Below are 26,163 nucleotides of genomic sequence, written 5' to 3'. Positions count from 1 at the left end.
GAGAGAATGGCGGCATGGAGATGCCGAGGAATGACAGGTCGCAGGAGAGCCCCCCGATCCTCATCTTGGGACAGGACGGGATGGCACTCGGCGGCGCCCAGGGCGACGACGAAACCCGCGAGGTCCCGGTGACGGATATGGTCGAGCAGCCTGCGAAGGTCATGCGGATCGGCAGCATGATCAAGCAGCTTCTGGAGGAAGTGCGCGCGGCCCCTCTCGACGAGGCCAGCCGGGTCAGGCTCAAGGACATCCACGCCAGCTCCGTGAAGGAGCTGGAGGACGGGCTCGCGCCCGAGCTGGTGGAGGAGCTGGAGCGGCTCTCCCTGCCCTTCACGGACGAGGCGATCCCCTCCGAGGCCGAGCTGCGCATCGCGCAGGCCCAGCTGGTGGGATGGCTCGAAGGGCTGTTCCACGGCATCCAGACGGCACTGTTCGCCCAGCAGATGGCGGCCCGTGCCCAGCTGGAGCAGATGCGCAGGGCGCTCCCGCCCGGCGCTTCCCACGACGATGACGACGACCACGGACACGGCCACGCGGTCCGCTCGGGCCCGTATCTGTAGCCCGTGTCCGTAGCCGTCCGACGGCTCGGCGAGGCACGTCACGGCAAGGCGAAGGGGCCCGGCACTCGGTGTGCCGGGCCCCTTCGCCGTATGCCCGACCGGGGTGTCCGGGACGGGCCGGGGCCGGGGCAGGGGCCGGGGTCAGGCCGAGGGCGCGAGCAGGAGCACCTTGCCGACGTGGTCGCCGGACTCCAGGACCCGGTGGCCCTCGGCCGCCTCCGCGAGCGGCAGCGTCCGGTCGACGACCGGACGGACCGTACCGGCGGCGATCAGCGGCCAGACGTGCTCCCGTACGGCGGCGACGATCGCCGCCTTCTCGTCGGCGGGACGGGACCGCAGCGTGGTCGCCATGACGGCGGCACGCTTGGCGAGCAGCGCCCCGAGGTTCAGTTCGCCCTTCACCCCGCCCTGGAGCCCGATGATCACCAGTCGGCCGTTGACGGCCAGCGCCTTCACGTTGCGCTCCAGGTACTTGGCGCCGACGATGTCGAGGATGACGTCCGCGCCCGCCCCGCCCGTCGCGTCGGCAAGCTCCGCGACGAAATCCTGCTCGCGGTAGTCGATGAGGATGTCCGCACCGAGTTCGGCGCAGCGCGCCAGCTTCTCCGGGCTTCCGGCGGTGACCGCGACCCGCGCCCCGACCGCCTTCGCCAGCTGGATCGCCATCGTCCCGATCCCGCTCGCACCACCGTGCACGAGGAGCGTCTCGCCCGGCCGCAGATGCGCGATCATGAAAATGTTGGACCAGACCGTGCAGGCGACCTCGGGCAGCGAGGCGGCCGTGGCCAGATCGACGCCCTCCGGCACGGGAAGCAGCTGCCCGGACGGGACGACGACCTTCTCCGCGTAACCGCCGCCCGCGAGCAGCGCGCACACCGGGTCGCCGACCGCCCAGCCCGCCACCCCCGGCCCGAGCGCGGCGATCCGGCCCGAGCACTCCAGACCGGGATACGGGGAACTGCCCGGCGGCGGGGCGTAGAAACCCTGCCGCTGGAGCAGATCGGCGCGGTTGACGGCGCTCGCCACCACCTCGACGAGGACCTCGCCCTCGCCGGGGACGGGATCGGGCACCTCGGCCCAGATCAGAGCCTCGGGACCACCGGATTCCGGAATCGTGATCGCATGCATGGTGGCGAATTTACTCCCGCCTCCGTCCCCCCGACCGGCGCCCCGCGCTCAGTCCTCGGGCGGGGTCCTGAGCGGGGTGACCGGGTTGGCGCGCACGATGGTGATCACCCGGTCGGTGAGCTGGAGCGGGCTCGCGGCGGGGTCGTCGTAGCTGAGCAGCCGGTGCCCGCGCAGCACGCTCACCACCAGGTCGCCGGTCTCCCGGACGCTCTTGCCCGCCTCGCTCTTGGTGACCGGCCGTTCCACCAGGTCGAGGCCCGAACCCTGCTGGATCAGGTCCTCCATCACCGTGCCGGCGCTGGGGCTCAGCACCGACAGACCGAGCAGCCGCCCGGCGGCGCTGGCGCTGGTGATGACCGCGTCCGCGCCGGACTGGCGCAGCAGCGGCGCGTTCTCCTCCTCGCGGACCGCCGCGACGATCTTCGCGCCCCGGTTGAGCTGGCGTGCGGTGAGGGTGACCAGGACGGCCGTGTCGTCGCGCTGGGTGGCGATGATGATCTGGCGGGCCCGCTGCACTTCGGCACGGAGCAGTACGGCGCTGCGGGTGCCGTCGCCGACGACACCGACGAACCCGTCCGCGTTCGCGGTCTCGATGACCTTGCCGGACGGATCGACGATGACGATCTGTTCCTTGCTGAGGCCGGTCGCGCAGAGGGTCTGGATCGCGGACCGTCCCTTGGTGCCGAAGCCGACGATGACGGTGTGGTCGCGCAAGGTGGACCTCCAGCGGTTCAGCCGGAACTCTTCACGGGTCCGTTCGGTGAGGACTTCGAGAGTGGTACCGACCAGGATGATCAGGAACAGCACGCGCAGTGGCGTGACCAGCAGGATGTTGGCGAGCCGCGCCGAGTCGCTGTACGGGACGATGTCGCCGTATCCGGTGGTGGAGAGCGTCACGGTCGCGTAGTAGGCACAGTCGAGGAAGTCGAGCGTCTCATTGGCGTTGTCGTGATAGCCCCCGCGGTCGATGTAGACGATCACGACGGTCACGACGAGCACGGCCAAGGCCATGAGCAGTCGCTTCCCGACCTGCCGCAGGGGCCGTTCGACGATCCGCCGGGGCAGTCGGATGCTCGGACCTGCGATCCGTTCGTCCGCCCGGCGGGCCATCACGTCACGACTGGGAAGTTTCACGTGAAACACGCTCCTTGGGCCGTTGCGGCCCCCTCGTCCATGGGCCAGGGAAGGTCGAGGACGTCCAGCTCCCTGCCGGGGTGCGCTCCGCCGGGCGGGACGACGGCCAGACCGTCGGCGACCGCGATGCCGCGGAGCATGGCCGGCCCGTTGTAGCGCAGCGGCAGGGCCCGGCCGTCCCGGCGGACGACCGGGACGAGCCGCGTGTCGTACGGGTGCCCCTGCACCTCTCCCACCAGGAGGGCCGTCCCCACTTCCGTGGGTGCCTCGGGCTTCCGGAGTGCTTCGGCTTCCCTGGATGCCTCGGTTTCCCTGGGTGCTTGGGATGCCCGAGGCCCTTCGACTTCCCGAGGCCCTTCGGTCTCCTGGGGTGCTTCGGTCTCCCGGGGTGCTTCGGTCTCCCGGGGTGCTTCGGTGAGGGCCTTGAGGAGGGGTTCGGCGAGGGTGAGGAGGCCGGAGACGGCGGCGAGCGGGTTGCCGGGGAGTCCGACGAGATGGCGGACGGGACCGGAGCGGTCCGGGCCCTCGGCGAGCCGGGCGAGCAGCATCGGGTGGCCGGGACGGACCTTCACGCCGTCGACGAGGAGGGTCGCGCCCGCCTTGTCGAGCACGCCGTGGACGTGGTCGACGGGCCCTGCGGCGGTGCCTCCGGTGGTCACGACCAGGTCGGCGGGGGAGCCGGTGACGGCCTCGTACAGCTCCTGGGCGTCGTCACCGATGCGGCGGGTGCCGAGGACCTCGGCGCCGAGCGCGGTCAGCCAGGGGCCGAGCATCGGGCCGAGGGCGTCCCGGATAAGCCCCTCGTGCGGGAGGCCCGCCGTGAGCAGTTCGTCGCCGAGGACGAGGATCTCCACCCCGGGGCGGGGCACCACGGGAAGCTCGTCGTATCCCGCCGCCGCCGCGAGCCCGAGGACCACGGGCGTCACCGAGGTGCCCGCGGGCAGCAGCCCGTCGCCGGAACGGCACTCCTGGCCCCGGCGCCGGATGTCCTGGCCGGGCACGACCTCGCGCAGCGCGTGCAGCACGAGCCGCCCGGCGCCGGAGTCGGCGCCCGTCCGGGGCTCCTCGACCCGTACGGGGGCGGGTCCGGTGCGGGCAGGCTCGGCGGAGGCTGACTCGGCACGGGCGGACTCGGCGGGGGCCGCTTCGGCGCGGGCCGCTTCGGTGGGGGAGGTCTCGGTGCGGGCCGATTCGGCGGGGGAGGTCTCGGTGCGGGCGTGCTCGGTGCGGAGGACGGCGGTGGCGCCCGCCGGGACCCGGGCGCCGGTGGCGATCCGTACGGTCTCGCCCTCGGCGAGTTCGGGCACCGCTCCGGGCCCGGAGGCATGGCCCGCGAGTACGGCGGTCTCCGTGCGGACCGTCCAGGGGCCGGGCCCCGCCACCGCCCACCCGTCCATGGCGGAGGTGTCGAAGGGCGGCAGATCGGTGAGGGCCCTCAGCGGCTCGGCGAGTATCCGGCCCAGCGCCGGTCCCAGCGGTACGCGCACCACCGTCCGGGCACCCCGGGCCCCGGCCCCGGCGCGGGCGGCGACGGCTCGCGCCTCGGGCCAGGCGGTGGCGCGGTGCGGGCGCGCGGTCGGGGTGTCGCCCCCGGTCCCGGAACCCCCCGGGCCACCCTGACCATCCGGGCCTCCCCGGGCTCCGGGGAGGGGTGTCTCCGGCCTCATCCGGCCTCGTCCTGCTCGGCTGCCCAGCGCTGGGCCAGCGCGGCGGCCTTGCGGGCGGCCTCGGCGACCGCTTCCGGTCCGCCGTCGGCACCCGCGCGCGCCGCCGCGTATCCGACCAGGAAGGTGGTCAGGGGCGCGGCGGGACGCGCCACCCCGTGGGCGGCGTCGCGGGCCAGGTCCAGCAGGAGGCCGGTGTCGACGTCCAGGTCGATGCCCAGTTCGTCCTTGACTGCGGTGATCCATTCGTCCAACACGGTCCCATGCTCCCTGATCCGCGCGCGGGCCGTGGCGATGTCCTCCCAGGTGTCGCAGTCGAAGGAGGCCAGGGGGTCCCCGGCGACCCTGACCGGGCGCAGTACCGCCGTGAGGTGACGCAGCGGCAGGTGGGCGAGACCGCCGTGGTCCCGCGCGAGTCCGTCGAGAGCGCGGCGCAACGGCCCGGCCCGGTACGCGGCGACGAGTGGCTGGTCCCGCCCTCCGGCGTCGGTCAGCAGCGCGACCTCGGCCTCGGGGCTCTCGTCGAGCGCGGTCAGGAGGCGCCGTACGGTGCCGTCGTCGAGGAACGGCAGGTCAGCGGAGAGAACGAGGAGAACGGGGGCGTCCGACTCGCGGACTCCGGCCCCGAGGGCGGCCGTCGGGCCGCCGCCGGGCGGCTCCTCCCTGGTCCAGCGGACGGGGCGGACCGTCGGGCGCGGTTCCCCGACGACCACGGCCCGGCCCGCGTCGGGGCAGGCCGAGAGGACCCGGTCGAGCAGGGTCCGCCCCCCGACCCGTACCCCGGGCTTGTCGGAACCGCCGAGACGCCGGGCGGCCCCTCCGGCGAGCACGACGACATCATGTGCGGTGGTCACCCGAGCAGTATGGGCCGCCGCGCCCGTCGGACGGCCGCCCCGTCCCACCCAGAGAGACGAGGCGGGGCCCGGCCGGGAGAGGGCGGGACTGGGGGCCGGGGCAGGGGCCGGGGCCGGGGACCGTCCGGGGCTGGGAGCCGCCAGCCCCGAGTCCCAAGCCCCGACCCGCCGCGCTTCAGCCCGTTCCTGGTCCGGGCCGTTCCTGGTCCAGGCCGGGGCCCGCCCCGAGCCCCGGCGGGTGTCACCCCGGTGGGTGTCAGAGCGTGCGGAGCAGGACCGCCGGCTGTTCGACGCAGTCCGCCACGTACCGCAGGAAGCCGCCCGCCGTGCCGCCGTCGCAGACCCGGTGGTCGAAGGTGAGCGAGAGCTGTACGACCTGACGAACGGCCAGTTCGCCCTGGTGCACCCAGGGTTTCGGGATGATCCGGCCGACGCCGAGCATCGCCGCCTCCGGGTGGTTGATGATCGGCGTGGATCCGTCGACCCCGAACACCCCGTAGTTGTTCAGGGTGAACGTGCCCCCGGTGAGATCGGCCGGGGTCAGCGCGGAGTCCCGGGCGGCCTCGGTCAGCCGGGCGAACTCGGCCGTCAGGGACTCCGCCGTACGGGAACCCGCGTCCCTGACCACGGGCACGACGAGCCCGCGCGGAGTCTGGGCGGCGAAACCGAGGTGCACGTCCGGAAGCCGGACGATCTCCCTGGCGGCGGTGTCCACGGTCGCGTTCAGCTCGGGGAACCGGGCCAGGGAATGGGCGCAGATCCGGGCGAGCAGCGCGAGCAGCGCGATCTTCGGCCCGCCCGCCGCGTTCATCGCCGCCCGCGCACCCATCAGTTCGGTCGCGTCGGCGTCGACCCAGCAGGTCGCGTCGGGGATCTCCGTACGGCTGCGGGACAGCTTCTCCGCGACGGCGCCCCGGACCCCGCGCAGCGGAATCCGCTCGCCGACGCGAGCGGCGGCCGAGGCGGCGGCGGGAGCCCCTGCCACGCCCCCGACCGGGGTGCCGACCGGAGCCGTGGCAGGGGCGGGCGGGGCCGCCGGGGCGGCGAGGGCCTGTTCCACATCGGCCCGCAGGATCAGCCCCTCGGGCCCGGAGCCCTGTACCTCCCGCAGGTCGAGCCCATGGTCCCTGGCCAGTTTCCGTACGAGCGGCGAGATGACCGGCACCGGCCCGGTACCGGCCACGGCCACCGCGACCGGAGCGGCGGCCGTGGCCGGAGCGGTCGGCGCCGAGGTCCGCGCAGAGGTCCGCGCCACGGCCGGATTCTCGGGCCGGACCCGGCGGCGACGGGCGGCGGGGCCCGCCGTGCCGTAGCCGACGAGCACATTGCCCGAGTACTCCGAGGAGACGGCCGTCTCGGCGGCGGTCCGCGCGGGAGCGGCGACCGGGACGGACCCCCCACCACTGCCCGCGCCGCCACCCGACACCGGGCCCGGACTCGTACCCGTACCGGAAAGCGAAGCCGTACCCGCACCCGCACCCGCGCCGAAAGCCGGATCCGCACCGGCAACCGCACCGGTACCCGCGCCTGAATTCGGCGTCGTCCCCCCGCCTCCCACCGCCACCGTCAGGAGCGGGGCGCCGACGGGCAGTTCGGTGCCCTCCTCGCCGTAGCGGGCGGTGACGACTCCGCCGTACGGGCAGGGCACCTCGACCATCGCCTTGGCCGTCTCGACCTCGACGACCGGCTGATCGACGGCGACGACATCGCCGACGGCGACCAGCCAGCGCACGATCTCCGCCTCGGTGAGCCCCTCGCCGAGGTCGGGCAGCTTGAACTCAAGGACCGTGGCCATCAGCTTCCCGCCTCCCACTGCAACCGCGCGACCGCGTCCAGGACCCGGTCCACGCCCGGGAGATGGTGCCGCTCCAGCATCGGCGGCGGATACGGGATGTCGAAGCCGGTGACCCGCAGCACCGGCGCCTCCAGATGGTGGAAGCAGCGCTCGGTCACGCGCGCGGCGATCTCCGCGCCGGGCCCGCCGAAGCCGGTCGCCTCGTGGACCACGACCGCGCGGCCGGTGCGCCGTACCGAGGCGCAGACGGTCTCGTCGTCGAAGGGCACGAGCGAGCGCAGGTCGACGACCTCCAGGTCCCAGCCCTCGGCCCGCGCCGCCTCGGCCGCCTCAAGGCAGACCGGCACGGAGGGGCCGTAGGTGATCAGGGTGGCCCCGGCACCGGGGCGGCGGACGACGGCCCTGCCGATGGGTTCGACGGGCGCGGGCGCCTCGGGCGACCAGTCGGACTTGGACCAGTAGAGCCGCTTGGGCTCCAGGAAGACCACCGGGTCGTCCGACGCGATGGCCGCGCGCAGCAGCCCGTAGGCGTCCTCGACGGTGGCCGGGGTGACGACGTGGAGCCCCGGAGTGGCCGTGTAGTAGGCCTCCGAGGAGTCGCTGTGGTGCTCGACGCCGCCGATCCCGCCGCCGTACGGGACACGGATGACGATCGGCATCGGCATCGCGCCGCGCGTACGGTTCCGCATCCGCGCCACATGCGAGATCAGCTGCTCGAACGCCGGGTAGGCGAACGCGTCGAACTGCATCTCGACCACCGGGCGCAGCCCGTACATGGCCATGCCGACGGCCGCGCCGAGGATGCCCGCCTCGGCCAGCGGGGTGTCGGTGCAGCGGTCCTCGCCGAACTCCTTGGCGAGCCCGTCGGTGACCCGGAAGACGCCGCCGAGGGTGCCGACGTCCTCGCCCATCACATGGACGGTCGGGTCCTCGGCCATCGCGTCGCGCATCGCGCGCTGGAGCGCCTGCGCCATGGTGGCCGGTTTGGGCCGCCCACCGGGCCCGGCCGCGCCGGCGGCCCCACCGGCTCCGGCGGTCCGGCCCGTCGCGGCACCGGTCGTCGCGGTCGTCATCACGCCTCTCCCTCGCCCTCGGCTTCGAGCTCGGCGCGCAGCTGCGCCGCCTGTTCGCGCAGCTGCGCCGTCTGCTCCGCGTACACATGGGAGAAGAGGTCCATCGGGTCGAGCACCGGGTCGGCGTTCATCCGTTCGCGCAGCTCGGCCGCCATCGTCTCGGCGGCTTCGGCCGCCGCGCGCCTGCCGTCCTCGTCGAGCAGACCGCGCGCGGTGAGGTCCCGTTCGAGCAGCAGGATCGGGTCGTGGGCACGCCAGGCCTCGACCTCGCCGGGCGCGCGGTAGCGGGTGGCGTCGTCGGCGTTGGTGTGGGCGTCGATCCGGTAGGTGACGGCCTCGACCAGGGTCGGTCCGCCGCCGCGCCGGGCGCGGGTGACGGCCTCGGTGAGCACCTGGTGGACGGCGACCGCGTCGTTGCCGTCGACGAGCCGGCCGGGCATCCCGTATCCCACGGCCTTGTGGGCGAGGGTGGGGGCGGCGGTCTGCTTGGCCAGCGGTACGGAGATCGCGAAGCCGTTGTTCTGTACGAGGAAGACCACGGGTGCCTGCCAGACGGCCGCGAAGTTCAGCGCCTCGTGGAAGTCGCCCTCGCTGGTGCCGCCGTCGCCGACCATGGCGAGGGCGACCACGTCGTCGCCCTTGAGCCGGGCGGCGTGGGCCAGGCCCACCGCGTGCGGGAGCTGGGTCGCCAGCGGGGTGCAGAGCGGTGCGACGCGGTACTCGTGCGGGTCGTAGCCGGTGTGCCAGTCGCCGCGCAGCAGGGTCAGCGCCTGGACGGGGTCGAGGCCCCGGGCGACGGCCGCGAGCGTGTCGCGGTAGGAGGGGAAGAGCCAGTCCCGGTCCTCCAGGGCGAGCGCGGCGGCGATCTCGCACGCCTCCTGCCCGGTGGTGGACGGGTAGACGGCGAGCCTGCCCTGCTTGGTGAGGGCGGTGGCCTGGGCGTTGTACCGGCGGCCGCGGACCAGCTCCGCGTAGAGCCGGAGCAGCAGCGCGGGGTCGGCGTCGGCCACGGCGTCGGTGCCGAGCACGCGCAGCGGCTCGGTTTCGGGCAGCAGGGGTGCGGGGTCGGTACGGGGCTGCCAGGCGGGCGGCGGGACGGGTCGGTGGGACGGGACGGCACCGGGCGGCTCTTGGACTGTCGAACTGCGCTGTTGCAACGAGTCCACCTCCTCGTGGGAGCGGGCATAAGACCCGAAGGCGGGTGGCGCGGGTGTGGCGCGCCTCACCTACCGATTGTTCGGTCGTGGAGGCATTTTGGCTACAGGCACCTTCAGCCTGTGGACAAACGGTTCTCCACAGCCTGGGATGTGTACAGGTCGTCCACCGGAGAGAGGCGGGGGGACATGGCGGATGAACAAATGGCCGTCGATCGGGGCGGGGATCCGGGGGGCGGTACGGGTGACGGCGTCGGCGGAGGCATCGGAAAGGCTGTCGGGGAGGGCGTCGGCGGGGTCGTCGGCGAGGGCCTCAGGGAGGCCGTCGGAGAGGACCTGGGCGGCGTCATGGGTGAGGGCGAGGCTCCGGGGGAGGAGCTGAGCGCCCCGTCCGGGATGTTCCCCGAGGTGCTTCCGGCCCGCCCGCTCGACGCGATCGACCGCGACATCCTGCGGCTGCTCCAGACGGACGGACGGGCCTCGGTGCGCTCGGTGGCCGAGCGGGTGCACATCTCGCGGGCCAACGCGTACGCGCGCATCAACCGGCTCATGGACGACGGGGTGATCCGGGGCTTCAGCGCCCGCGTCAACCACGAGCGGGCGGGGCACGGCGCCTCCGCCTACATCACGCTCAAGATCGTCCAGAACTCCTGGCGCACGGTCCGCGAACGGCTCAGAGCACTGCCGGGAGCCTCCCACATCGCGCTGGTCAGCGGGGACTTCGACGTACTGCTCCTGGTGCACACCCCGGACAACCGGTCACTGCGCGAGCTGGTGCTCACCCGGCTCCAGTCGATCCCGGAGGTGCTGTCCACGCGCACGTTGCTGGTCTTCGAGGAGACGGACCTGAACGCCGACCCGGGGGTGTGAGGCCCCGGCTCCAGGAGCCCCCGGCAGCCCGCTTCGGGTCCCGACGGGGACTCCCTTCAGGGCCTGACGGGATACCCCTCCCAGGACGTGACGGGGCCCCTCTTCGGGACCTGACGGGAACCCTCCCAGGACCCCGCCCGGTGCCGCCTCAGCGGGCCGCCCTGAGCCCGTCGAAGGCCAGGCGTGCGACGGTCTCGGCGAGCTGCTCGCGGTCCGCCGAGGCGTCCGGGTGCGGCCGGTACCACTCCACCAGGGAGTTGATCATGCCGAAGAGGAGCCGGGTCGCGAGCCGGATGTCCACATCGGCCCGGAGGTCGCCCTCCTCGGCGGCGGACCGCAGGAGTTCGGCCACCTTCTGGTCGAACTCGCGCCGCCGCTCCATCGCCCACCGCTCGGTGCCCGTGTTGCCCCGCACCCGGAGCAGCAGCGTCACATAGGGCAGTTCCGCTATCAGCACCTCGACCGTGCGGCGCGTGACGTACTCGACCCGCTCGACCGCCCGCCCGCGCCCCGCCTCCGGCTCGTCGAGGATCGCGAAGAGCCCGTCGAGCGCCCGGCTGACGGCCCTCCGCAGCAGCTCCTCCTTGCCGGAGACATGGTGGTAGATCGACGACTTGGAGATGCCCGCCGCCTTGGACAGGTGCTCCATGGAAGTGCCGTCGTAGCCGCGGTCGTTGAAGACCCGGACGGCGACCGAGAGCAGCGTCTCGGGGGTGTACGTATCGCGCTTGGCGGTCGTCATCGGGGCTCCTGCGCGTCTTCCGCGGTCTCGGCGTCATCGGTGGCATCGGCGTACGCCCGGCGCGCGGTGGCCAGGCTGGGCGCGTACCGGCCCGTGGGGTAGCGCTCGTGCAGCGCGTCGAGAAGCTCCCGTACGCGCGCGTGGCCCAGCTTCGCGGCCCATTCGAGCGGTCCCGCCGGGTAGTTGACGCCCAGGCGCATGGCGGTGTCCACGTCCTCGGCGGTGGCCACGCCCCGGTCCACGGCGTCGGCCGCGAGATCGGCCAGCATGGCGACCGTACGGGCCACGATCATGCCGGGCACGTCGCCGATCACGGAGACCCGCTTGCCGACGGCCTGGAAGAGCCCGACCGCCTCGGCGAGCGTCTCCTCCGAGGTCCCTTCCCGGGTCGAGAGGACGATCCGGGTCGCGCGCGCGTAGTCCAGCGCGAGGTCGAAGTAGACGATCTCGTCGGTGTCGTACTCGAAGGAGGTCTCACCGTCGGCGAGGCAGAGCCGACCACCGCCGGGCAGCAGCACGTACCCGTTGCCGCCCTTGCGCCGGACCTGGATCCCGGCCGCCTCGAAGAGCCCCACCAGGGGCTCGGCGGGGCCGAGATCGCCCCGGACCGCGATCCGCTTCGGCGCCTCCGCGAGCGGCGCCGTGTGCGGGGCGGGCGGCTCGGTGCCCTCCGCGTACGAGAACCAGCCCCGGCCCGTCTTGCGGCCGAGGCGCCCGGACTCCACGAGGCGGCGCTGCGCGAGCGAGGGCGTGAACTTGGGGTCCTGGTAGAAGGACTCCCAGACGGAGCGGGTGACGGCCTCGTTGACGTCCTGGCCGATCAGATCGGTCAGTTCGAAGGGACCCATCCGGAATCCGCCGGACTCGCGCAGGGCCGCGTCGATGGTGGCCGGGTCGGCGGCGCCCTCCTCGAACACCCGCAGCGCCTCCGCGTAGAAGGGGCGGGCGATCCGGTTGACGATGAACCCGGGGGTGTCGGCGCAGCGCACCGGGGTCTTGCCCCAGCCCTTCACCGTGGCGTACGCGCGCGTGGCCACGTCCGGATCGGTGGCGAAGCCGCTGACGACCTCGACCAGCGGGAGCAGCGGCGCCGGGTTGAAGAAGTGCAGTCCGACGAACCGGCCCGGAAGGCGCAGACCCCCCGCGACGGCGGTGACGGAGAGGGAGGAGGTGTTGGTGGCGAGGACGGTGTCGTCGGCGACGACCTCCTCCAGGTCGGCGAAGAGCCGTTGCTTGACGGGGAGCAGTTCGACGACCGCCTCGACGACGAGGGCCGCGTCGGCGAGTTCCGCGAGGTCCCGGGCCGGGTGCAGCCGTCCCAGCGCCTCCTCGCGCGCGGTGGCGTCCATGCGCCCCTTCGCGACGAGCCGGTCCAGCCGGACGGCGAGGGCCTTCGCGGCCTCCTCGGCACGGCCGGGAGCGCTGTCGTAGAGGCGCACGGGGTGCCCGGCGACCAGGGCGACCTGGGCGATTCCCTGGCCCATGGTGCCGGTGCCGACGACGGCGACGGCACGGCTCCGCGCCACGGCGGCGGACGCGCCCCCGGTCACGGTCACCTCGCCGCCCTCCCGGCCGGTCCCACCGCCGCTTCCCCGGTCGGCCGCGCCGTCGCTTCCCCCGTCGGCCACGTCGGCGCTCCCCTGATCGGTCACGTCCGCGCTCCCCCTGCCGGTCACGTTGGCGCTCATAGGGTGATCCTCCCCGATGGGTTATCCACAGGTTCGACAGGCCCCCTTGTCCCGACCGATCGTTCGGTTACTCTAACTCCGTACGCGTCTCCCTGCCCAGCTCGACGAGGAGTTGGTCCATTCATGGCCACCGCTCAGCTGACCACCGACCGTCTGGCCGAGAAGCACCGGCCCACGCTCGATCAGGCGCTCGCCACCATCCGGACCCGTGCCTACTGGTCGCCGCACCCCGAGCACCCGAAGGCCTACGGGGCGGACGGCTCGCTCGACGCCGCGGCCGGTCTCGCCGCCCACCAGGCCGTGCTGAACACCCGCTTCGAGCTCGACCAGCCCGGCACCGACGACTGGACCGGCCGCGAGACGTCGCCGTACGGCCCCGCGCTCGGCATCGAGTATCCGCACCCCGACATCGACGTCCTGCTGCCCGCGATGCGCGCGGGCACCGCCGCCTGGCGGGACGCAGGCCCGGAGACCCGCGCCCTGGTCTGTCTGGAGATCCTGTCCCGGATCTCCGCCCGCTCCCACGAGTTCGCGCACGCCGTCATGCACACCAGCGGGCAGGCGTTCGTGATGGCGTTCCAGGCGGGTGGCCCGCACGCGCAGGACCGGGGCCTGGAAGCCGTGGCGTACGCGTACGAGGAGCAGACCCGCACGCCCGCCGGACGGGTCGACTGGTCCAAGCCGCAGGGCAAGCGCGACCCCCTGGAGCTGAGCAAGGAGTTCACCCCGGTCGGCCGGGGCGTCGCCCTGCTCGTCGGCTGCAACACCTTCCCCACCTGGAACGGCTATCCGGGCCTGTTCGCCTCCCTCGCCACCGGCAACCCCGTCCTGGTCAAGCCCCACCCGCGCGCGGTGCTGCCGCTCGCGCTCACCGTCCGCGTGGCCCGCGAGGTCCTCGCCGAGGCCGGTTTCGATCCGAACCTGGTGGCGCTCGCCGTCGAGCGGCCGGGCGAGGGCATCGCGAAGACCCTCGCCGTCCGGCCCGAGATCCGCATCGTCGACTACACGGGCTCCACCGCCTTCGGTGACTGGCTGGAGGCGAACGCACGCCAGGCGCAGGTCTACACGGAGAAGGCCGGGGTCAACACGGTCCTGATCGACTCGACCGACGACTACCGGGGGATGCTCGGCAACCTGGCGTTCTCGCTCTCCCTGTACAGCGGCCAGATGTGCACCACCCCGCAGAACCTGCTGATCCCCCGCGAGGGCGTCGCCACCGACCAGGGCCCCAAGTCGTACGACGAGGTGGTCGCCGATCTCGCCGCCGCGATCGACGGGCTGCTGGGCGACGACACCCGGGCGAACGGGCTGCTCGGCGCCCTGGTCAACCCGGACGTGAAGGCACGCGTCGAGGCCGCCGCCGGCCTGGGCGAGGTGGCCCTCGCCTCCCGCGAGGTGGTCAACCCGGAGTACCCGGACGCGGTGGTCCGCACCCCGGTCGTCGTGAAGCTGGACGGCTCCAAGCCCGACGACCAGGCCGCCTTCCTCGCCGAGTGCTTCGGTCCCGTCTCCTTCGCCGTCTCGGTGGACTCCACCGAACAGGGCCTCGATCTGCTGCGGCGCACGATCCGCGAGCAGGGCGCGATGACCGTGGGGGCGTACACGACCTCGGAGGAGACCGAGCGCGCGGTGGAGGAGGTCTGCCTGGAGGAGTCGGCGCAGCTCTCGCTGAACCTCACCGGCGGGGTCTTCGTGAACCAGACGGCCGCGTTCTCCGACTTCCACGGCTCGGGGGGCAACCCGTCGGCGAACGCCGCCCTGTGCGACGGCGCCTTCGTCGCCCACCGCTTCCGGGTGGTGGAGGTCCGCCGCCAGTCCTGAACGGGGCGAGCCACGCGCGCGTGGGGGGGGGTGCGGCCGATCGGGCCCGCCCACGTGCGCGGGGGCCGCTCCCGTCAGGGGGCTTCGATCTCCGCGTACCGCTGCACCCACGCGTGCATGGCGATCGCGGCGGCGGCGCCCGCGTTGATGGAGCGGGTCGAGCCGAACTGGGCGATCGAGCAGACCATCTCCACGTGGGCGCGGGCCTCCTCGGTGAGCCCGGGGCCCTCCTGGCCGAAGAGCAGCACACAGCGGCGGGGCAGCACGGTCCGCTCCAGCGGCACGGCGCCCGGCAGGTTGTCGATGCCGATGACCGGGATGCCCTCGGCCGCCGCCCATGAGGTCAGCGACGCGGTGTCGGGGTGGTGCCGGACGTGCTGGTAACGGTCGGTGACCATGGCGCCGCGCCGGTTCCAGCGCCTGCGGCCCACGATGTGGACCTCCTTGGCGAGGAAGGCGTTGGCGGTCCGAACCACCGAGCCGATGTTGAAGTCGTGGCCCCAGTTCTCCACGGCCACATGGAAGTCGTGGCGCCGGGTGTCGAGGTCGGCGACGACCGCCTCCCGCGTCCAGTACCGGTAGCGGTCCACCACATTGCGCCGGTCGCCCTCGGCGAGCAGCTCGGGGTCGTACCGCTCGCCCTCGGGCCACGGCTCCGGGTGCGGCCCGACGCCGATCTCGGGGCCGAAACCCTCGTCGTACTGGACCGGCTCGGCGGTCCCGGATCCGGGACTCTGTTCGGTGGTGCTCACCCGACGAGGGTACGGGGGCCGGGCTCCTCACCCGTACGGCGCTGCTCGGGCAGCGGCTCGGCGCCCTTCCGCCGCAGCAGCCGGTCCCTGCCCCTGGCTGCCCTGACGCCGAGCGCCAGCAGGAACGGGGTGGGCAGGAACACGGCGTCGGCGGAGATCATGGCGAGCGAGAAGACCGGCAGCCCGAGGAGCAGCGCGATCCCGGCGTGCTCCAGCATCATCACGACCAGCAGCACGTTCTTGACCCTGCGGTGGAAGAGCGTGAACGGGAAGGCGACCTGGACGATCACCGTGCCGTAGGTCACCAGCATCACCATGACCCCGCTGGCGCCGAGCAGCTCCGAGAGGGCGGGCCAGGGGGTGAAGTAGTCGAGGTTGAGCGGGTAGAACAGCGCGGTGCCGTCCTGCCAGCGCGAGCCCTGGATCTTGTACCAGCCGGCCGTGGCGTAGATCAGACAGACCTCCGCCATGATCACCAGGAGGGCGGCGTTGTGGGCGAGGTGGGCCAGCGCGTCCAGCAGGGTGCGCGGCTCGCCGGGCGCGCTCCGGCAGACCAGCCACCACAGGCCGTTCCCCAGCCAGAGCACCCACAGGAGCACCGGCAGCCACCACTCGCCGGTGACGTTCGAGAACCAGGTCGTGACGAGGAGGAAGCCGCCGAGGACGGTCCACAGGAGCGGGCCGACGCGGTCCCGGCCCTGCGGCTCTCCCGCGCGTGAGGCGCGCGCCTCGCGGGCGGCCCGCCGGGCGTCGAGGGACCAGACCTGGGAGCACCGGGTGAAGACGAGGTAGAGCGCGGCGAGGTGGAGGACGTTGTCGCCGCCGTCGCCCACGAAGACGGACCGGTTCAGGAGCGACAGGACGCCGACCATGAACACGGCGGAGACGGCCCGGGTGCGCCAGCCGAGCAGCAGCAGGACGGCGGAGAGCACCGCGACCGCGTAGACGAACTCGAACCACGGGCGCCCGTCCGACCACAGCAGCACCGTGAAGGCCCGGTTGTCGGCGATCAGCCGGTTGGCCATCTCCCAGGACCAGGGGCCGTCGGGACCGTACAGCTCGGCGCGGTGGGGGAACTCGCGCAGCAGGAAGAACAGCCAGGTCAGCGAGAAGCCGATCCGGATGACCGCGCTCTGGTACGGGCCGAGGGAGCGGCTCGTGACGGTCTGGACGGCCCGCGCGAGCCGCCGTTCGAAGGACTCACGCGCGCGCGTGGAGCCGGTTTTCGGGGCACGCGCGCGCGTGGAGCCGGATTCCGAGACGGGAGCGGGGGCGGGGGCGGGCGCGGGAGCGAGGGCGGAGGCGGGCGCGGGCGCGGGCTCCGGGAGGGTCCTGGAGAGGGGCTCCGGGGCGGCGCTGGGGCCAGGGGTGGGGCCAGGGGTGGGGGCAGAGTTGGGGGCAGAGTTGGGGCTGGTCATCGGCCCGCCTCCGTACGGCTTCGGTCGGTTCCGGCGGGACGGTCGGCGTCGGTGACCGGCCACCACGGGAACTCACGGGTGGAGGTGGCGGTGTCGGTCTTCTCGGTGCTCCACGCGGGTGCGGGGACGGGCCGGGTGACCGTACGGAGCTGGATGCGCCGCACCTCCCCGGAGAGCGCCTTCCCCTCGGCGTCCCTGAGGCCGGGCAGGGCGTCGAGCCTGAGCATCGCGATCCGGCGCATGTACTCCTCCGAGAGCGCGCCCCGCAGCCCGTTGGGGCGGTGGTCGTCGCCGTGCGTGCCGAGGTAGAAGTCGATGGCCCGGCGGAGTTCGTTCTGCTGGGTGTGGCTGGGCATCGGGTTGTGCCGGATCGCCTCGGCGTCCTGGGCGGTGAGGTCGATCCAGCCGCCGGTGCGACGGGCGCCGTCGGGGGCGGCGACCTCGGCGCGGACCTCCACCGAGACGTTCTGCTGGAGCGGATTGGGCGCGAAGAGCTTCCAGTTCTGCTCGAACTCCGGGTAGATCCAGTCGTCCACGGCCTGACCGTGCCGTTTGGTCAGCGTGTTCGCCGGCGCCACGTGCAGGAACACCATCGCCAGATGGACACCGGCGAAGACGCCGACGACGGCGAGCGCCACGGCGAGGACGACCTGGTAGGGCAGCGACAGGGCCATGATCCCGCCGGAGGGGCGGCTCGGGTCCGGGTCTTCACCGGGGGCCGCCCCTGAGACGGACCCCGAGACGGATCCGGGGGTGAATCCAGGGAGAGATCCGGGATCGCCCCCGGGGGCGGATCCACGGGCAGGTCCGAGGTCGTCGCCGGGGTCGTCGCCAGGGGCGGGTCCGGGGGTGGGATCAGGCCCGGGGGCAGGGACAAGTCCGCTGGTGGGAGCCGGTGTGAGGGGTTCCCCGGTGCGGTCGGGTGGGCGATGTGCCGATTGGCCGCCGTCCACTCCGGCCGCGTCCTTCTCGACGTCCGCGTCCATCCCGCCCCGATCCCGATCGGCCCACTCGGTTATCCACAGGGTTGACACCATACGGGCCGCCGACTCACCATTGAAGTCATTCAACCGAACGATCGGTCGGTAGGGGGCCCGATGACCGCAGTGACGGCAGGGACGGCAGGGACCACGGGCGTGCCCGGAGCGTCGGACGCGACCGCGGCGGCGGAGCAGGCCGCGTACGAGGCCGTGTTCGACGCCGCCGTGGCCGCCGACGAGCGGATCGAGCCCCGCGACTGGATGCCCGAGGCCTACCGCGCCTCGCTCGTCCGGCAGATCGCGCAGCACGCCCACTCCGAGATCATCGGCATGCAGCCCGAGGCGAACTGGATCACCCGCGCGCCCTCACTGCGCCGCAAGGCCATCCTCATGGCCAAGGTGCAGGACGAAGCCGGCCACGGCCTGTATCTGTACAGCGCGGCGGAGACCCTCGGCACCAGCCGCGACGAACTGCTCGACAAGCTTCACTCGGGCCGCCAGAAGTACTCCTCGATCTTCAACTACCCCACGCTGACCTGGGCCGACGTCGGCGCCATCGGCTGGCTGGTGGACGGCGCCGCGATCACCAACCAAGTCCCCCTCTGCCGCTGCTCCTACGGGCCGTACGCCCGCGCGATGGTCCGCGTCTGCAAGGAGGAGTCCTTCCACCAGCGCCAGGGGTACGAAGCACTGCTCGCCCTCTCCCGGGGCACCGAGGCGCAGCACGCCATGGCCCAGGACGCCGTGGACCGCTGGTGGTGGCCCTCACTGATGATGTTCGGCCCCCCGGACGACGAGTCCGCGCACTCCGCCCAGTCGATGGCCTGGAAGATCAAGCGCCACTCCAACGACGAGCTGCGCCAGCGTTTCGTCGACATCGCCGTCCCGCAGGCCGAAGCCCTCGGCCTCACCCTCCCCGACCCGGACCTGCGGTGGAACGAGGAGCGCGGGCACTACGACTTCGGCGCGATCGACTGGGCCGAGTTCCGGGACGTCCTCAAGGGGAACGGCCCGTGCAACGACCAGCGGCTGAGCAGACGGCGCCAGGCCCACGAGGACGGCGCCTGGGTCAGGGAAGCCGCCGCGGCCCATGCCAGAAAGCACCAGGACACCGGCGGACACGGCGGAGACGGGAAGGCACAGGAATGACGAGCGACGGTTGGCCGCTGTGGGAGGTGTTCGTGCGCTCCCGCCGCGGACTGTCCCACACCCACGCGGGCAGTCTCCACGCCCCCGACGCGGAGATGGCCCTGCGCAACGCCCGCGACCTGTACACCCGCAGGAGCGAAGGCGTCTCGATCTGGGTCGTCCCCTCCTCGGAGATCACCGCCTCCTCGCCCGACGAGAAGGACCCCTTCTTCGAACCGGCGGCGGACAAGCCCTACCGCCACCCGACGTTCTACGAGATCCCGGAGGGGGTGAAGCACCTGTGAGCACCGCCGAGACCGACACCACCGCCCTCGCGCCCGCCGCCGGTGCGCCCGCTGCCGGTGCGTCCCCTGCCGATGCGCCCGCCGCCGGTGTGTCCACCGCCCCCGCGTCCGCTCCCCACGGTTCCGTTTCCGCCGCGTCCGCTCCCCGGGAGGCCGTTCCCCACGCGTCCGTCCCCCGGGTGGCCGCGCTCGCCCTCGGCGACGACGCCCTCGTCCTCTCCCACCGGCTGGGGGAATGGGCCGGCTCCGCCCCCGTCCTGGAGGAGGAGGTCGCCCTCGCCAACATCGCGCTCGACCTCCTCGGCCAGGCCCGAGTCCTGCTCTCGCTCGTCGGCGACGAGGACGAACTGGCCTACCTCCGTGAGGAGCGCTCCTTCCGGAACGCGCAGCTCGTCGAACAGCCCAACGGCGACTTCGCCCACACCATCGCCCGGCAGCTCTACTTCTCCACTTACCAGCACCTTCTGTACGGGCGACTGGCCGACGGCAGCGGGCCCTTCGCCGCACTCGCCGCCAAGGCCGTCAAGGAGGTCGCCTACCACCGGGACCACGCCGAGCACTGGACCCTGCGCCTCGGCGACGGCACCGAGGAGAGCCACCACCGCATGCGGCGCGCCTGCGACGCCCTGTGGCGGTACACCGGCGAACTCTTCCAGCCCGTCGACGGCCTCGACGTGGACCACGAGGCCCTGGAGGGCGACTGGCTCGCCGCCGTCACCGACGTCCTCGGCAAGGCCGGCCTCGCCACGCCCACCGGCCCCCGCACCGGCGCCTGGTCCGCCGGGGCGGGCCGCCAGGGCCTGCACACCGAACCCTTCGGGCGGATGCTCGCCGAGATGCAGCATCTGCACCGCAGCCACCCGGGGGCGACATGGTGACCATGACGGCCCTGGAAGAGGAGCTGGCCCGGATCGCCGGCGCCGTCCCCGACCCCGAGCTGCCCGTCCTCACCCTGGCCGACCTCGGCGTCCTGCGCGGAGTCCAGGTCACCGGACCCGGCAGCGTCGAGGTCTCCCTCACCCCCACCTACACCGGCTGCCCCGCCGTCGAGGCCATGTCCTCGGACATCGAGCGCGCCCTCCACGAGCACGGCGTCCCCGAGGTCTCCGTCGTCACCGTCCTCGCCCCCGCCTGGTCCACCGACGACATCAGCGAGGAAGGACGCCGCAAACTCGCCGAGTTCGGCGTCGCCCCGCCCCGCCCCCAGGGCCCGGCGGACGGCCCCGTCCCGCTCACCCTCGCCATCCGCTGCCCCCACTGCGGCTCCACCGACACCGAACTCCTCAGCCGCTTCTCCTCGACCGCGTGCAAGGCCCTGCGCCGCTGCACCGCCTGCCGTGAACCGTTCGACCACTTCAAGGAGCTGTAGATGGCCTCCTCAGGCGCCGAGCGGGCCGGGTTCCACCCGCTCAGGGTGAGCGGGGTCGAACAGCTCACCGACGACTCCGTCGCCGTCACCTTCACCGTCCCGCCCGAACTCCACGAGGCCTACCGACACCTGCCCGGCCAGCATCTCGCCCTGCGCCGCACCGGCGGAGACGGACAGGACGTCCGGCGCACCTACTCGATCTGCACCCCCGCCGCCCCAATCGGCGAGCCCCCCGTCCTCCGGGTCGGCATCCGGCTCGTCGACGGCGGCTCGTTCTCCACGTACGCCCTCAAGGAACTGGCCGTCGGCGACCTCGTCGACGTCATGGAACCCCGGGGCCGCTTCACGCTCTCCCCGCGCCCCGGCCACTTCGCCGCCGTCGTCGGCGGCAGCGGCATCACCCCGGTCCTCTCGATCGCGGCCACCCTGCTCGCCCGCGAGCCCCAGGCCCGGTTCTGCCTGATCCGGAGCGACCGTACGGCCGCCTCCACGATGTTCCTCGACGAGGTCGCCGACCTCAAGGACCGCTACCCCGACCGCTTCCAGCTGGTCACCGTCCTCTCCCGGGAGGAGCAGCAGTCCGGGCTGCCGTCGGGCCGCCTCGACCACGAGCGGCTCACGGCGCTGCTGCCCGCGCTGCTGCCCGTCGCCAGCATCGACGGCTGGTTCCTCTGCGGTCCCTTCGGCCTGGTCCAGGGCGCCGAGCGGGCCCTGCGCACGCTCGGCGTCGACCGCGCCCGCGTCCATCAGGAGATCTTCCACGTCGACGACGGCTCCGCCCCGGCCAAGGTCCCGGCCGGAGACACCCCCGCGCACGCCACCCTGACGGCGACCCTGCACGGCCGGTCCGGCAACTGGCCGGTGGAGCGGGGGGAGAGCCTGCTCGACACGGTGCTCCGCGCCCGCGCCGACGCCCCGTACGCCTGCAAGGGCGGGGTGTGCGGCACCTGCCGTGCCTTCCTCGTCGGCGGGGAAGTGCGGATGGACCGCAACTTCGCCCTAGAACCGGAGGAGACGGCCGCCGGATACGTCCTGGCCTGCCAGTCCCACCCCGTGACCCCGGATGTGGAACTGGACTTCGACCGCTGAGACGCCCCCTCGGACGCGTCTCGATCACCCTCGGACGCGCCTCGGAATGTCCTCGGGCCCGCCTCGCCCGAAGCGCCGTACGGCCGCCTCTGGCGGGGCCTGGGGTGCGTCACCCCTTCCTTTCCCCTCACCACTGCCCTATTTTGACGATCCGTCAGATGCGTGTGGGCTCCAACTGGAGGTCAGGGCAGTGGACTTCACCTTCACCGAAGAGCAGCAGGCGGCCGTCGAGGCGGCCAGGGCCGTCTTCGCGGATGTCGCACCCGACTCCGTCCCCAGTCCCGCCCTCACCCGGGGAGCGGTGGCCGAGGACTTCGACCGGCCGCTCTGGTCCCACCTCTCGGCCACCGGGCTCCTCGCCCTCACCGTCTCCCCGGACCACGGGGGCGCGGGGCTCGACCCCGTCGCCCTCTGCCTCGTCCTGCGCGAATCGGCCCGGGTCCTCGCCCGCGTCCCCCTCCTGGAGACCAGCGCCGTCGCCATGACCATCGAGCGGTACGCGCCCCGCGCGACCGCCGCCCGACTCCTCCCCCGCGTCGGCCGGGGCGAACTCGTCCTCACCGCCGCCTCCCAGGGGCGCACCGGCCACGAACCCGCCGAGTCCGCCGTCACCGCACGCCGTGACGGCGACGGCTGGATCCTCGACGGACGCCAGACCGGCGTTCCCTGGGCCCACCGCGCCGACCTGATCGCCGTACCCGCGCACACCGCCGACGGCCACACCGTCCTCGCCCTGTCGCCCCGCGCCCACCCTGGCCTCGGCCTCGCCGCGCAGTACTCCACCCACGGCGAACTCCTCGCCGAGCTGAGCCTGGACTCCGTCCGGCTCGACGCCGCCGACGTCATCGACGCCGAGGGTGCCTGGGAACGCCTGCGCGGACTCCTCACCACCGGCACCTGCGCGCTCGCCCTCGGCCTCGGCGAAGCCGTCCTCACCATGACGAGCCGGTACACCGGCACACGCGAACAGTTCGGCCACCCCGTGGCCACCTTCCAGGCCGTCGCCGTCCAGGCCGCCGACCGCTACATCGACCTGCGGGCCATGGAAGTCACCCTCTGGCAGGCCGCCTGGCGCCTCGGCACCGACGCCGAGGCCCCGCTGCCCGTCGCGGGGGACATCGCCGTCGCGAAGATCTGGGCCTCCGAAGGGGTCCGGCGCGTGGTGCAGACCGCACAGCATCTGCACGGCGGAGTCGGCGCCGACACCGACTACCCGCTGCACCGCTACCACGCCTGGGCCAAGTACCTGGAACTGTGCCTCGGCCCCGCTCCGGCCCACGAGGAAGCACTGGGCGACCTGCTGGCCGCCCACCTGCTCGGCTGACGGCCCCCGGTTCCGGCGCCCCGGAGGCCGTCGGACCCGTACGCCGGACTCGGGCGGGCGTCGGCCCCACCCGTCAGGCCCGTACGTCAGGCTCGGGGCCGTCGGAGCCGAACGTCAGCCTCGGGGCCGTCAGGCCCGTACGTCAGCCGACGAAGGCCGGGCGTGCGTCAGAGGACGAAGGCCGGGCTGCCGCTCCCGCTGACCATCGGCCGTCCGGCGCCGTCCCAGGCGAGCATTCCGCCCTCGACGTTCACCGCGTCGAAGCCCTGCTGCACCAGGTACTGCGTGACCTGCGCCGACCGGCCGCCCACCCGGCACATCACATACGCACGGCCCCGCTCGGCGACGGCCTCCGTGACCTCGCCGAAGCGGGCCACGAAGTCGCTCATCGGCACATGCAGCGCGCCCTCGACGTGCCCGGCCGCCCACTCGTCGTCCTCCCTGACGTCCAGCACCAGGGCATCGGCCGGCACGGAAGCCGCGTCCACCGAGGGCAGCGGGGAGAAATTCATGGGAGGGGCCTTCTCTCGTGGGTCTCACACGGCGTACGACCCGAAGGATTCGGGCGCACGGAAAACCTACTGCACCAGCTCCGCAAGCTCGTTCTCCCGCTCGGCGACCTGCCCGAGCAGCTGCTCGGCGATCTCCTCAAGGAGACGGTCCGGATCGTCCGGCGCCATCCGCAGCATCGCGCCGATCGCGCTCTCCTCCAGCTCACGCGCCAGCACTGACAGCATGTCCTTGCGCTCGGCCAGCCATTCGAGACGGGCGTACAGCTCCTCGCTCTCGCTGAGCCGCTCGGCGATCACCGGGCCCGCCTCCCACTCGGCGAGCAGCTCGCGCAGCAGGCCCTCGTCACCGCGGGCGTAGGCGGCGTTCACCCGGGTGATGAACTCCTCGCGGCGCTTGCGCTCGTCCTCCTCGCGGGCCAGATCGGGGTGGGCCTTGCGCGCCAGCTCCCGGTAGAGCCGGCGGGCCTCGTCGCCGGGACGGACCCGCTTGGGCGGCTGCACCGGGCTGTCGGTGAGCATCGCCGCCGCCTCGGGGGACAGGCCGTCGGAGTCGAGCCAGTCGTGGAACAGCTCGTCCACCCCGGGCATCGGCAGCACTGCGGCCCGCGCCTCCCGGGCCTTCCGCAGATCCTCCGGGTCGCCGGTACGCGCCGCACGGGCCTCGGCGATCCGGGCGTCCAGCTCGTCGAGCCGCGCGTACATCGGACCGAGCTTCTGGTGGTGCAGCCGCGAGAAGTTGTCCACCTCGACCCGGAAGGTCTCGACGGCGATCTCGAACTCGATCAGCGCCTGCTCGGCGACCCGCACGGCCCGCTCAAGCCGCGCCTCGGGCCGCTCGTCCTGCCCCGAACCGTCCCCGGACCGCCCGTCCTGCCCGTCCTGCCCGGCCGGACCTTCCTGCCCGGCCCGACCGTCCGGTCCGGCCTGCTCGGTCTGCTCGTCCCGCACCGACCCGGCCTCGGAGCCCTCGTTCGCACCCTGGTGCCCGCTCACGTCCACGCCCGCCTACGTACTCGATCCGGCTCGTCCCGCCCAGCCTACGGTCCGCCCCCGGGGTCAGACGCCCGGGTCCGCAGCTATACGGCCCGTTCGGATGGCATCGAGCAGGTCCGCGTGGTCGGCCGTGGTGCGGTCCGCGTACGAGACGGCGAAGGCGGCGACGGCCTCGTCGAACTCCTCGCCCTTCCCGCAGTACCCGGCTATCAGACGCGGATCGGCGCTGTGGGCGTGCGCGCGGGCAAGCAGCGCGCCGGTCATCCGGCCGTAGTCGTCGACCTGCGCGGGGGTGAGCGCGAGCGGGTCGACGCTCCCCTTGCGGTTGCGGAACTGGCGCACCTGGAACGGACGCCCCCGCACCGTCGTCCAGCCCAGCAGGATGTCGCTGACGACCTGCATCCGCTTCTGGCCGAGGACCACCCGTCGCCCCTCGTGCCCGGCGTCCGGCGCGAGGAAACCGGCGGCCGGGAGGTGGGGAAGCAGCGCGGAGGCCCTGGCCTCCTTCACCTGGAGAACCAGGGGCTCGCCCCGGTGGTCCAGCAGAAGCACGACATAGGAACGGGTGCCGACACTGCCGGTGCCGACGACCCGGAACGCGACGTCGTGCACCGCGTACCGCGCGAGGAGCGGCAGCCGGTCCTCGGACACGGTCTCCAGATACGGGCCGAGGGCGGCGGCGACGGCCGCGGCCTCCGCGTCGGGCACCCGGCGGAGCACCGGGAGCGCCTCGACGAACCGGCGGCCGCCGCCCTCGGCCTCGGTCACGGCCTCGGTGGAACGGGAGGCGAAACGGGCGCTGGTGTTGTTCCGCGCCTTGGCCGAGACCCGTTCCAGGGTGCCGAGGAGATCACGGGCGTCGGTGTGGGAGACCAGTTCCTCGTCCGCTATCGCGTTCCAGGCGTCGAGCGCGGGGAGCCGGGCGAGCAGCCGCATGGTCCGGCGGTAGGCGCCGACGGTGTCGAAGGCGGCGGCACGACAGACGTCCTCGTCGGCGCCGACCTCCCGGCCCGCGAGGACGAGGGAGGTGGCGAGCCGCTTGAGGTCCCACTCCCAGGGCCCGACGATGGTCTCGTCGAAGTCGTTGAGGTCCATCACGAGCCGACCCCGGGCGTCTCCGTAGAGACCGAAGTTGGCGGCGTGGGCATCGCCGCAGAGCTGGGCGGCGATGCCGGTGACGGGGGTGCCGGCGAGGTCGTGGGCCATGAGCCCGGCGGAACCCCGCAGGAACGCGAAGGGGCCCGCCGCCATCCGGCCGACCCGCAGCGGGGCAAGCTCGGGCACACGGCCCCGGTTCGACTCCTCGACGGCCCGGACTGCGTCCGGCCGGTCGGCGGCGAGGGCGGGCGCGCTGTGCACGGAGCGGGGGACGCGGTCACGCAGTTCCTTGCCCCGGACCTTGGGGGAGACGCCGGTACCGACGACGGCCCGACGCGCGAAACCCGGCACATACGGCACACGCCCGCCGTCCCGCTCCCCGCCCGAACCGCGCTGCCCCGGCACCACGGCCTGGATCTCGTCCATGGCACTTCCTCCCCCGATGCGACTTTTCAACATCATCCGGCGCCGACGTTACCGCCGCACCTCGGTGATCGTCTTCCCCTGTGGATAACTCCTGAGGCGGCCCGGCGGTCGCACTGTCCGGACTTCTGGGGCCCTCCCCCCCCCCCCCCTCCCCTCCCGCCCTGTTCCCGTTCCCCGTCCCAAAGCCCCCGTCCCAAAGCCCCCGTCCCAAAGCCCCCGTCCCCAAGCCCCCGTCCCCAAGCCCCCGTCAGCGTCCGCGTCCGTGCCCACTCCCGTCCGCCCCCAC

Annotated in this window: 24 protein-coding genes; 9 read left to right on the top strand and 15 right to left on the bottom strand. The window is 73.3% G+C overall.

Annotation, left to right across the window (positions count from 1 at the left end):
* Positions 1-14 precede the first annotated feature (14 nt).
* Complete coding sequence (locus tag BU197_RS11085; RefSeq protein WP_188267530.1) at positions 15-560, top strand: bacterial proteasome activator family protein; 546 nt, start codon at positions 15-17, stop codon at positions 558-560.
* Positions 561-701: 141 nt separating this feature from the next.
* On the opposite strand, the gene BU197_RS11080 is transcribed toward BU197_RS11085, so the two are convergent.
* The 7 genes from BU197_RS11080 to pdhA form a co-directional block, all read right to left on the bottom strand.
* Entirely contained in the window at positions 702-1,688 is a 987-nt protein-coding gene (locus BU197_RS11080; protein ID WP_188267529.1) for an NAD(P)H-quinone oxidoreductase, read from the bottom strand.
* Between the two features lie 48 nt (positions 1,689-1,736).
* A complete protein-coding gene (locus tag BU197_RS11075) occupies positions 1,737-2,798 on the bottom strand; it encodes a potassium channel family protein (protein ID WP_223183155.1) in 1,062 nt (353 codons plus the stop codon).
* Between the two features lie 20 nt (positions 2,799-2,818).
* A complete protein-coding gene (locus tag BU197_RS11070) occupies positions 2,819-4,312 on the bottom strand; it encodes a molybdopterin-binding protein (protein WP_411158459.1) in 1,494 nt (497 codons plus the stop codon).
* A gap of 173 nt (positions 4,313-4,485) precedes the next feature.
* Positions 4,486-5,340, bottom strand: a complete 855-nt coding sequence (locus BU197_RS11065; protein WP_188267526.1) for an NTP transferase domain-containing protein — start codon at positions 5,338-5,340, stop codon at positions 4,486-4,488.
* A 256-nt stretch (positions 5,341-5,596) separates the two neighbouring features.
* Complete coding sequence (locus tag BU197_RS11060; RefSeq protein WP_188267525.1) at positions 5,597-7,135, bottom strand: dihydrolipoamide acetyltransferase family protein; 1,539 nt, start codon at positions 7,133-7,135, stop codon at positions 5,597-5,599.
* Positions 7,135-8,208: an alpha-ketoacid dehydrogenase subunit beta gene (locus BU197_RS11055; protein WP_411158458.1), complete on the bottom strand. Its 1,074-nt coding sequence runs from the start codon at positions 8,206-8,208 to the stop codon at positions 7,135-7,137. Before BU197_RS11055 ends, BU197_RS11060 begins: the two co-directional genes overlap by 1 nt.
* Positions 8,208-9,374 (bottom strand): pyruvate dehydrogenase (acetyl-transferring) E1 component subunit alpha, encoded by a 1,167-nt coding sequence (gene pdhA, locus BU197_RS11050; protein ID WP_188267547.1) that lies wholly within the window; start codon positions 9,372-9,374, stop codon positions 8,208-8,210. Before pdhA ends, BU197_RS11055 begins: the two co-directional genes overlap by 1 nt.
* A 384-nt stretch (positions 9,375-9,758) precedes the next feature.
* Here pdhA and BU197_RS11045 point away from each other — a divergent pair, with 384 nt between their 5' ends.
* Entirely contained in the window at positions 9,759-10,232 is a 474-nt protein-coding gene (locus BU197_RS11045; protein ID WP_188267546.1) for an Lrp/AsnC family transcriptional regulator, read from the top strand.
* A 148-nt stretch (positions 10,233-10,380) separates the two neighbouring features.
* On the opposite strand, the gene BU197_RS11040 is transcribed toward BU197_RS11045, so the two are convergent.
* Together BU197_RS11040 and BU197_RS11035 are read right to left on the bottom strand one after the other, a co-directional pair.
* The gene (locus BU197_RS11040; protein ID WP_188267524.1) at positions 10,381-10,974 is read right to left on the bottom strand and encodes a TetR/AcrR family transcriptional regulator; all 594 of its coding nucleotides are present in this window, start codon (positions 10,972-10,974) and stop codon (positions 10,381-10,383) included.
* Positions 10,971-12,662 (bottom strand): 3-hydroxyacyl-CoA dehydrogenase, encoded by a 1,692-nt coding sequence (locus BU197_RS11035; RefSeq protein WP_188267523.1) that lies wholly within the window; start codon positions 12,660-12,662, stop codon positions 10,971-10,973. The genes BU197_RS11040 and BU197_RS11035 overlap by 4 nt, the downstream gene beginning before the upstream one ends.
* Positions 12,663-12,785: 123 nt before the next feature.
* On the opposite strand from BU197_RS11035, the gene paaN reads away from it, so the two are divergent.
* A complete protein-coding gene (gene paaN / locus BU197_RS11030; protein WP_188267522.1) occupies positions 12,786-14,483 on the top strand; it encodes a phenylacetic acid degradation protein PaaN in 1,698 nt (565 codons plus the stop codon).
* Between the two features lie 74 nt (positions 14,484-14,557).
* Here the strand turns inward: paaN and BU197_RS11025 are convergent, their stop codons facing one another.
* From BU197_RS11025 to BU197_RS11015, 3 genes are read right to left on the bottom strand one after another with little or no spacing between them, the layout of a single operon-like run.
* Positions 14,558-15,235: a TrmH family RNA methyltransferase gene (locus BU197_RS11025; RefSeq protein WP_188267521.1), complete on the bottom strand. Its 678-nt coding sequence runs from the start codon at positions 15,233-15,235 to the stop codon at positions 14,558-14,560.
* A complete protein-coding gene (locus tag BU197_RS11020) occupies positions 15,232-16,653 on the bottom strand; it encodes an HTTM domain-containing protein (protein WP_223183497.1) in 1,422 nt (473 codons plus the stop codon). Before BU197_RS11020 ends, BU197_RS11025 begins: the two co-directional genes overlap by 4 nt.
* Positions 16,650-17,327 (bottom strand): DUF5819 family protein, encoded by a 678-nt coding sequence (locus tag BU197_RS11015; protein ID WP_411158457.1) that lies wholly within the window; start codon positions 17,325-17,327, stop codon positions 16,650-16,652. The genes BU197_RS11020 and BU197_RS11015 overlap by 4 nt, the downstream gene beginning before the upstream one ends.
* Before the next feature lie 423 nt (positions 17,328-17,750).
* Between BU197_RS11015 and paaA the strand changes: the two genes are divergently transcribed.
* The 6 genes from paaA to BU197_RS10985 all read left to right on the top strand — a co-directional run bounded on the left by paaA (position 17,751) and on the right by BU197_RS10985 (position 22,848).
* The gene (gene paaA, locus BU197_RS11010; protein WP_188267520.1) at positions 17,751-18,782 is read left to right on the top strand and encodes a 1,2-phenylacetyl-CoA epoxidase subunit PaaA; all 1,032 of its coding nucleotides are present in this window, start codon (positions 17,751-17,753) and stop codon (positions 18,780-18,782) included.
* On the top strand, positions 18,779-19,066 hold the full coding sequence (gene paaB / locus BU197_RS11005; protein ID WP_188267519.1) for a 1,2-phenylacetyl-CoA epoxidase subunit PaaB: 288 nt from the start codon (positions 18,779-18,781) through the stop codon (positions 19,064-19,066). Before paaA ends, paaB begins: the two co-directional genes overlap by 4 nt.
* Before the next feature lie 179 nt (positions 19,067-19,245).
* Entirely contained in the window at positions 19,246-19,944 is a 699-nt protein-coding gene (gene paaC / locus BU197_RS11000; protein WP_317452229.1) for a 1,2-phenylacetyl-CoA epoxidase subunit PaaC, read from the top strand.
* Positions 19,938-20,435, top strand: a complete 498-nt coding sequence (paaD, locus tag BU197_RS10995) for a 1,2-phenylacetyl-CoA epoxidase subunit PaaD (RefSeq protein WP_188267518.1) — start codon at positions 19,938-19,940, stop codon at positions 20,433-20,435. Before paaC ends, paaD begins: the two co-directional genes overlap by 7 nt.
* On the top strand, positions 20,436-21,524 hold the full coding sequence (locus BU197_RS10990; protein WP_188267517.1) for a 2Fe-2S iron-sulfur cluster-binding protein: 1,089 nt from the start codon (positions 20,436-20,438) through the stop codon (positions 21,522-21,524). It begins immediately after the preceding gene.
* Between the two features lie 190 nt (positions 21,525-21,714).
* Positions 21,715-22,848, top strand: coding sequence for an acyl-CoA dehydrogenase family protein (locus BU197_RS10985; RefSeq protein WP_188267516.1), 1,134 nt, complete (start codon positions 21,715-21,717; stop codon positions 22,846-22,848).
* A 167-nt stretch (positions 22,849-23,015) separates the two neighbouring features.
* On the opposite strand, the gene BU197_RS10980 is transcribed toward BU197_RS10985, so the two are convergent.
* From BU197_RS10980 to BU197_RS10970, 3 genes are all read right to left on the bottom strand, one after another.
* Complete coding sequence (locus BU197_RS10980) at positions 23,016-23,360, bottom strand: rhodanese-like domain-containing protein (protein ID WP_188267515.1); 345 nt, start codon at positions 23,358-23,360, stop codon at positions 23,016-23,018.
* A 66-nt stretch (positions 23,361-23,426) separates the two neighbouring features.
* Positions 23,427-24,167, bottom strand: coding sequence for a hypothetical protein (locus BU197_RS10975; RefSeq protein ID WP_188267544.1), 741 nt, complete (start codon positions 24,165-24,167; stop codon positions 23,427-23,429).
* A 249-nt stretch (positions 24,168-24,416) separates the two neighbouring features.
* Positions 24,417-25,877 (bottom strand): DUF2252 domain-containing protein, encoded by a 1,461-nt coding sequence (locus BU197_RS10970; RefSeq protein ID WP_188267514.1) that lies wholly within the window; start codon positions 25,875-25,877, stop codon positions 24,417-24,419.
* Positions 25,878-26,163: the final 286 nt, after the last annotated feature.

This window comes from Streptomyces sp. CBMA291 (assembly GCF_014596525.1).
GTDB lineage: Bacteria > Actinomycetota > Actinomycetes > Streptomycetales > Streptomycetaceae > Streptomyces.
The sequence above is the reverse complement of the archived record's forward strand: the minus strand, read 5'-3'. Positions and strand labels throughout refer to the sequence as shown.